Source organism: Sinomonas atrocyanea (assembly GCF_030811715.1).
Lineage (GTDB): Bacteria > Actinomycetota > Actinomycetes > Actinomycetales > Micrococcaceae > Sinomonas > Sinomonas atrocyanea_A.
On sequence record NZ_JAUSRH010000023.1, the window covers coordinates 1 to 3,229 of the forward strand.

1 rRNA gene is annotated in these 3,229 nt (G+C 60.3%); it reads right to left on the minus strand.

Going from position 1 to position 3,229, the window contains the following annotated elements:
* Positions 1–5 precede the first annotated feature (5 nt).
* Positions 6–3,132 (minus strand): 23S ribosomal RNA (locus tag J2W21_RS19710).
* Positions 3,133–3,229: the final 97 nt, after the last annotated feature.

The window sequence follows — 3,229 nt, forward strand, 5'->3', positions numbered from 1 at the left end:
GTGGTGTGTTGAGGTTGTCGGCCTATTAGTACCGGTCGGCTTCGCGAGTCTTCAGTCCTCGCTTCCACGTCCGGCCTATCAACCCAGTGGTCTGCTGGGGGCCTCTCGCCCTTGGTGGGCGTGGAGATCTCATCTTGAAGCGGGCTTCCCGCTTAGATGCTTTCAGCGGTTATCCCATCCGAACGTAGCCAACCAGCCGTGCACCTGGCGGTACAACTGGCACACCAGAGGTTCGTCCGTCCCGGTCCTCTCGTACTGGGGACAGCCCTTCTCAGATCTCCTGCGCGCGCAGCGGATAGGGACCGAACTGTCTCACGACGTTCTAAACCCAGCTCGCGTACCGCTTTAATGGGCGAACAGCCCAACCCTTGGGACCTACTCCAGCCCCAGGATGCGACGAGCCGACATCGAGGTGCCAAACCATGCCGTCGATATGGACTCTTGGGCAAGATCAGCCTGTTATCCCCGAGGTACCTTTTATCCGTTGAGCGACGGCCCTTCCACGAGGTGCCGCCGGATCACTAGTCCCGACTTTCGTCCCTGCTCGAGATGTCTCTCTCACAGTCAAGCCCCCTTGTGCACTTGCACTCGCCACCTGGTTGCCGACCAGGCTGAGGGGACCTTTGGGCGCCTCCGTTACTCTTTGGGAGGCAACCGCCCCAGTTAAACTACCCGTCAGGCACTGTCCCTGACCCGGATCACGGGCCGAGGTTCAGGTGTCCAAAGCGACCAGAGTGGTATTTCAACGATGACTCCACCGGCACTGGCGTGCCGGCTTCACAGTCTCCCACCTATCCTACACAAGCCGCTCCGAACACCAATACCAAACTGTAGTGAAGGTCTCGGGGTCTTTCCGTCCTGCTGCGCGTAACGAGCATCTTTACTCGTAGTGCAATTTCGCCGAGTTCACGGTCGAGACAGCGGGGAAGTCGTTACTCCATTCGTGCAGGTCGGAACTTACCCGACAAGGAATTTCGCTACCTTAGGATGGTTATAGTTACCACCGCCGTTTACTGGGGCTTGAATTCTCCGCTTCGCCATTGCTGGCTGACGGGTCCTCTTAACCTTCCAGCACCGGGCAGGAGTCAGTCCGTATACATCGTCTTGCGACTTCGCACGGACCTGTGTTTTTAGTAAACAGTCGCTTCCCCCTGGTCTCTGCGACCCTTGTCCCCTCCCAGGCGCGCGGCCTGCTCAGGGTCGGGGTCCCCCTTCTCCCGAAGTTACGGGGGCATTTTGCCGAGTTCCTTGACCGTGATTCTCTCGATCGCCTTGGTATTCTCTACCTGATCACCTGTGTCGGTTTGGGGTACGGGCGGCTGGGACCTCGCGTCGATGCTTTTCTCGGCAGCATAGGATCACCCGATCCCCCCGTGAGGGGGTCCCGTCGGATCTCAGGCTACGTGCGCGGCGGATTTGCCGACCGCGCGCCCTACATCCTTGGACCAGGTCAACCATCGCCTGGCCGGGCTGCCTTCCTGCGTCACACCTGTTAATACGCTTGCCTCGCAGCTCTGGTCCCCGCGCTCGCCCCGCGGTGCCCTCCCGAAGGAGGACGGTGCGGGGTCCGGGCGGTCAGCATCGGCTGTCCGGCATGGGCGGTCCTTCGCCGGTACGGGAATATCGACCCGTTGTCCATCGACTACGCCTGTCGGCCTCGCCTTAGGTCCCGACTTACCCAGGGCAGATGAGCTTGACCCTGGAACCCTTGATCATTCGGCGGACGGGTTTCCCACCCGTCTTTCGCTACTCATGCCTGCATTCTCACTCGTGCGGCCTCCACCCCTCGGTCACCCGGGGGCTTCACTGCCCGCACGACGCTCCCCTACCCAGCCCCACCCCTGAACCACGAAGGCTAGGGTGCACGTGGGACTGCCACGGCTTCGGCGGTGTGCTTGAGCCCCGCTACATTGTCGGCGCGGAATCACTTGACCAGTGAGCTATTACGCACTCTTTCAAGGGTGGCTGCTTCTAAGCCAACCTCCTGGTTGTCTTCGCAACTCCACATCCTTTCCCACTTAGCACACGCTTGGGGGCCTTAGCCGGTGATCTGGGCTGTTTCCCTCTCGACTACGAAGCTTATCCCCCGCAGTCTCACTGCTGCGCTCTCACTTGCCGGCATTCGGAGTTTGGCTGACGTCAGTAACCTTGTGGGGCCCATCGGCCATCCAGTAGCTCTACCTCCGGCAAGAAACACGCAACGCTGCACCTAAATGCATTTCGGGGAGAACCAGCTATCACGGAGTTTGATTGGCCTTTCACCCCTACCCACAGCTCATCCCCTCCATTTTCAACTGAAGTGGGTTCGGTCCTCCACGACGTCTTACCGTCGCTTCAACCTGGCCATGGGTAGATCACTCCGCTTCGGGTCCAGACCACGCCACTGAACGCCCTGTTCAGACTCGCTTTCGCTACGGCTCCCCCACACGGGTTAACCTCGCGACGTGGCACTGACTCGCAGGCTCATTCTTCAAAAGGCACGCCATCACCGCACCCCCAGCGGGGCCGGCTCTGACGGTTTGTAGGCGCACGGTTTCAGGTACTGTTTCACTCCCCTCCCGGGGTACTTTTCACCTTTCCCTCACGGTACTTGTCCGCTATCGGTCATCGGGTAGTATTCAGGCTTATCAGGTGGTCCTGACAGATTCGCACGGGATTTCTCGGGCCCCGTGCTACTTGGGGACACCGGCAAGGACGGCAGACCAGCGTTACGGCTACGGGACTCACACCCTCTACGGCCGGCCCTTCAAGACCGTTCGCCTACACTGCTGCACTCGCCCCCGACCACCGGCAGATGATCGAAGCCAGGCCCCACAACCCCCTGCGCGCAACCCCTGCCGGGTATCACACGCGCACGGTTTGGCCACATCCGCGTTCGCTCGCCACTACTGACGGAATCACTGTTGTTTTCTCTTCCTGCGGGTACTGAGATGTTTCACTTCCCCGCGTTCCCTCCACACCGTCTATGCGTTCAACGGCGGGTCACCGCATCAAGTGCGGCGGGGTTCCCCCATTCGGAGACCCTGGGATCACAGTCCGGTTATCGACTCCCCCAGGCTTATCGCAGATTCCCACGTCCTTCATCGGCTCCCGATGCCAAGGCATCCACCGTGCGCCCTTGGAAACTTCAACACAGAAGAAACCACAAAGGGCGCACACACACGCAACGTGCGTGCACACACCTACAAGAAAACTCGACCCACCACACCCACGCACCACCACACCCCCA